Annotated in this window: 2 protein-coding genes; one reads left to right on the top strand and one right to left on the bottom strand. The window is 32.3% G+C overall.

The window, feature by feature from the left end:
* Positions 1-329 (bottom strand): JAB domain-containing protein (locus ACN0WY_RS17415; RefSeq protein ID WP_417801201.1); only part of this gene is annotated, 329 nt, incomplete at its 3' end.
* A 1,617-nt stretch (positions 330-1,946) separates the two neighbouring features.
* On the opposite strand from ACN0WY_RS17415, the gene ACN0WY_RS17420 reads away from it, so the two are divergent.
* The coding region (locus ACN0WY_RS17420; protein WP_417801202.1) for a beta strand repeat-containing protein at positions 1,947-5,279 on the top strand (3,333 nt) is incomplete at its 3' end.

Below are 5,279 nucleotides of genomic sequence, written 5' to 3' on the forward strand. Positions count from 1 at the left end.
TGTATTAAACGGTCAGAAATATCTTTGTCTGCCTCAGAAGGTTTTAATTCACCACTTGGATGGTTATGGCATAATATTATTTTAACAGCTCTTTTTTGCAACGCAAAACTAAATACCTCCATAGGCTCTACTAACGTTGCATTGACAGTTCCTAGACTTATGAGCTCAATAAAAAGAATACGGTTGTTATTAGCTAAACCAATAACCCAAAAATGTTCACGGTTTTGGTCGATTTTATTATCTCTTAATAAAATGCGTTGCATAATTCCGTAAATATCATCGGAATTTAGAATCTTTATCTTCTCTTGTTCTGTCAATTTTATGTCCATAAAAACAAATGTAAGATTTTATTGTTTACAAATCATACACTTCTAAAAACTGTCTAACCTTACTAGGGTATAGCTTTTTTTACTGTAAATTGCGTTCTCTAGTTATATTTTTAAATTATATAATCACCTAATTTTATTACTGTTAGTAAATTAATATTTCGCTTCTACGTGTATGTGTCATGAGTATCTTCATAAACCTCATTAATAGCATCTTGCGAGTTGCGTGTTTTGTTGTTAACGAGTTGGTTGTTTCTGTTTGAAAAATGTTATTCATATTTTTGTGTAAATTTCGCTTTCTTACGTCTTATCTTCTTTTTAAAGATTTTTTTATTAAATAAATGTTTATATTTTAATTTTTAAGTACCTGTGTAGATGCTAAAAAAGTTTTTCGTTTTCTGATGTTTATAATTGCACTTTTATGTATTGAGTTTTTCTACAGCCTTGTTATAAGCATTTGTAAATTCACTACGGTATTTTAAAAAAATCTGTGACTTGCTCAGCAAGTATTAGAGTTGTCTATTGTACTTTTCATAGTGGTTCTATCTAAAAAAAGGATAGTTGATGTGGTTGTTTTGTTTACTTATTATATTTAATTCACAGTATTATTAAAAATAAAAAGAACATCCAAAATGTATGGATGCCCAATTCTATTCATGTACAGCAATCTACGCCCCCCGTAATCGTCTGTACACCTTGGTTAGTGGTTGTTAACGTAAAGTTACTGAAACTTATTATTTGTAGACTTATAATATTGTAAAAAACACCAACCCTAACACCAAGTAATCAACCACTTAACAAGTAGTTCTCAATTTTATTTTGACTATTTTGGAATGATAAAAGGTTAATCTTTTGTCTCTTTTTACACTAAATCATATACTTCTAAAAATCGTCTTACCTTACTAGGGCATAACTTTTTTATGTTTAGCAATCTCAATAGATAAATTGCGAGTATCTAATATCATCTCATTAATTATTACTCACACTACTCTTTCAAGTAAGTGATAGTGCTTCTCGAAAAGTTTCTTTTTATTGTAAATTAAATTCATTAATGATGCTTTAAATACTATGTCTAATTATGCCAGCCCTGTTAGTAAATTAATCTCTTATAAAAAACATAAAAAATGTTAAAATATTTTCCATATATTTATACTGAGATTTTAAAGAATTTCACTTTCTTTAATTATCTATTAAATAAAAAAAGATGAAATAACAGTATCATAATACATTAACAAAATCTAGTCTCCCAACATGAAACACTTTTATTATCAGAATTTTAACACCATAATATTCACGTTAGATTTTATCATTCTTATCCGTAAAATTCAGCTATCTATATTTAGAAAAGAGAAAGTAACTAGGCTCTCAACAAAGAAAAAAACATGTTTAAAGAATCTTTTCAGTTCTTTAAACACAGCTTGTAAGATTCATTCTAAGATATATCCATACAAATTTCACATAATTCCAAACCATAATTAACTAATTACAAAAACACTCTAATACATTTTTAGATAGTTTTTATATTTAATTTATACATAATTTACACCATCAATATGGTAAATATGTAATTACAGTTCTGTATTTGTATTATCCCTATTTTTAAATAAAAATTAGCTTTACATGAAAAATAAGTCCTCTCACTATCATATACATAAAAGCATATTATATGTAATTTTATTAACATTTACTATAACTAGTAATAGTCAAATATCTGTAAAAGAAAACCTAAAAAAAGGCAATCTTAATAAGGTTTTGTCTTACAAACCTCTACAAGACACAAAGCTATCCCTTTCCAACAATCCTCTTAGTTCCATAACCAGTTCTTTTTTAATAGAAAGAAAAACTAAAATCAATAAAAGTAGAACGAGGCAAAAATTCTCCTCTTCTTCTTTTAACATGATGATGGCTGCTCCTACTTTAGATCTGAATTCCATAACACCAGGAAACAACTATGATTTTCAACTACAACCAACAACTTCTAATGTATTCCCTGTAACAGTAAGCCCAAATGTCACAACAGATGCAGGGGTTTTAAGTGCAACCCTAAATTTTTCCGGTATTGTTGACTTTCCCTCTGGTGAATTGTTAGCTATTAATAATGGAGGTGGTTTTGACTTATTATGGTTACAAGTACCTGTTTCCGGCCCATTTACTTATACCATAGGGGCTTCTACAATACAAATAACCCAATTAACAAACACTTCTTTTAATATAACGGAAACCTCAGGTAATCCAATTGCGAACTCTGAATTCGAAACATTTTTATCAACTTTGTTTTATGGAGACTTACAAAACCCTTATACAGATGGAGTACGAACAATGGATGTTACTATTTTTGATACTAATGGAGACTTTACAACTGCACAAACTATAATAAGAGTTTATACAACACCACCAACTGTTGTTGATGAAATCAATAGTATATCAGCAAACTCTACAGGGACAGTCACAGGCAATGTTTTGGCAAATGATTCTGGTTCAACAGCAATATCTGTTACCGAAGTAGACGTGCACCCATCTATGGTTAATAATACATATACCACATTATATGGTACAATTACAATACAAGCAAATGGTACTTATACTTATGATGTTGATGAAACAAATGCTTCTGTTACAGGTTTAAAAAGCGGAGAGAGTTTAGATGATATTATTTCTTATACTGTAGCAGATGCCATTGGAATAAAAGATTATGGTATATTAACCATAACAATTAACGGAGTAGATGAAGCTCCTGACGCAATAGATAACACAGATTCTTTAACTGCTTTTATCGATGCAAGTGCCACAGGTAATGTAATAACCGATTCTGGAACGGGGGGCTCTGATACCGTAGATCGAGGCTTATCTACTTTAGTTTGGGAAAGCAATTTTACAAATGGAGAAACAGTAAATGGAAAAACAAAAACTATTGGTGGCGTGGGGCTTTCTTTTACTACTTTAGACCCTGGAGGATTTGGTACATCTTTTAACCAAACAGTAGATTATACTACCAACGGAGGTCATACAGGTTATTTAATATACAATATAGACGGAACAACTAACCCCACTGATGACACTGTTTTAGTTATAGATTTTGATCAACCCGTTTTTAATTTAGGTTTCTTACTAACAGATATTGATTTTTCACAAGGAAGTTCTTGGCAAGATCAAATAAAAATTGAAGGTAATTTAGATGGTATAAATTCAACTTATAAGTTTGTTACAACAGGTGGAGTAATTAACTCAGGAAGTAATACTTTTTATGGAATAGGCAGTGCAATACCTAGTGACGCTACAGGAAATATCAATGTGTTTTTTGAACAGCCAATTAATCAGTTAAGATTAAGTTATAATTATGGGCCTAATGTTACAGATCCTGACCCTCTTGGACAAATTGCTGGTGTTTCAGATGTTTACTGGCAAGGTTCTGGCTCTGTTACCACCATAAGACTTGGTACTACATTAGGCAACCTAAATACCGGAAATTTAAATACTTCATACCCTGGAACTTACGGGTCAATAATAATGAATCCTGATGGAAGTTATGAATATATTGTTGATACTTCAAACCCAGCAGTAGCAGGCTTACTCGTAGGTCAAACATTAACAGATACATTTTTTTATGAAATTTCTGACGGAGTGTCTTCTGATACAGCTAATTTAGTAATTACTATTAATGGATCAGGGACAGACCCTGATGGTGATGGAATAGCCGATAGGCTAGATTTAGATGATGATAATGATGGAATATTAGACACAGAAGAATCATTAGCTTGTGCAGGAACCCCATTAGATTTAACAGGAATTGGAACTACCTTAACCTCTGGCAGCTATTTTGATCAAGATACAGAAAAAATAATAGATGTAACAATTACTACAACAGGTACAGTAAACGAAGGTAATGCTAATGGAGATATCTTAATCACTCAAGGAGGAACAGCAACTTTTACTTTTTCATCCCCAGTAACAGTTTCCTTAAAACATGAAATTGGTATAACTGGAAATTTTGATACGGGGGATACTTGGGAGTTAACTTCAACAGGAGAATTTACTGTAGCCGACCCAAATAATGATTTAATGATTAATTCTAACTCTGGTGGCATTTTGAACTTTGATGCCTTAGGTACTATTTCAGCATCTGAAGCTTGGGAAATTAAAACAACCACAACATCATTAAAACTTGATCTAAAATCTGGAAACACGACGTCTCCTATTAACTTAGCCTTAATTTGTGGAGGCTTTTTAGATTCCGATAATGATGGAGTTCCGAATCATTTAGACTTAGATAGTGATAATGATGGGTGCCTTGATGCAATAGAAGCAAGCGAAAATGTTACTTCTGGTCAGTTAGACGGAAATGGAAGAATAGATATAGCAGCTCAAGGAAGCATAGATAGCAATGGGGTTCCTAACCTTGTAAATGCTTCTGGAGCAGCAGATATTGGAAGTGATCAAGGACAAGAAACCACAGGTAATGAGATTGTTGCTACTCAAATACAAATGGACACACAACCAAGTGATAGCACTATATGTTTAGGAAGTAATGTTATTTTTACAGCCGCAGCAAGCTCCTTAAGTACAACTACTTATATAGTAACCGCTCCAGGAACAAATCCTGATTACAGTGGTAGCACAAGTACTACAACAGGGTTAGTATATCAATGGCAAGAACAAATTGCAGGTGCTGGAGCTTGGAATAATATTTCTAATGGAGGAATATATAGCAATGCAACTACGCCTGCATTAACCTTAACAAATCCACCAATAACAGCTTCCACTAATAAATACAGGTTAATAGTAACAAGTACACTTAATACCTGTCAGTCTTTAACTTCTGACGAAGTATCTCTTACAATTATCCCTACTTCGGTAGGCGGAAGCATTGCGGGAAGTACCAATGTATGTACAGGAACCAACTCAACCACACTGACATTAAGTGGAGAGACAGGAAATATCATCCGTTGGGAAAGT

The organism is Tenacibaculum sp., from assembly GCF_048269885.1.
Classification (GTDB): domain Bacteria; phylum Bacteroidota; class Bacteroidia; order Flavobacteriales; family Flavobacteriaceae; genus Polaribacter.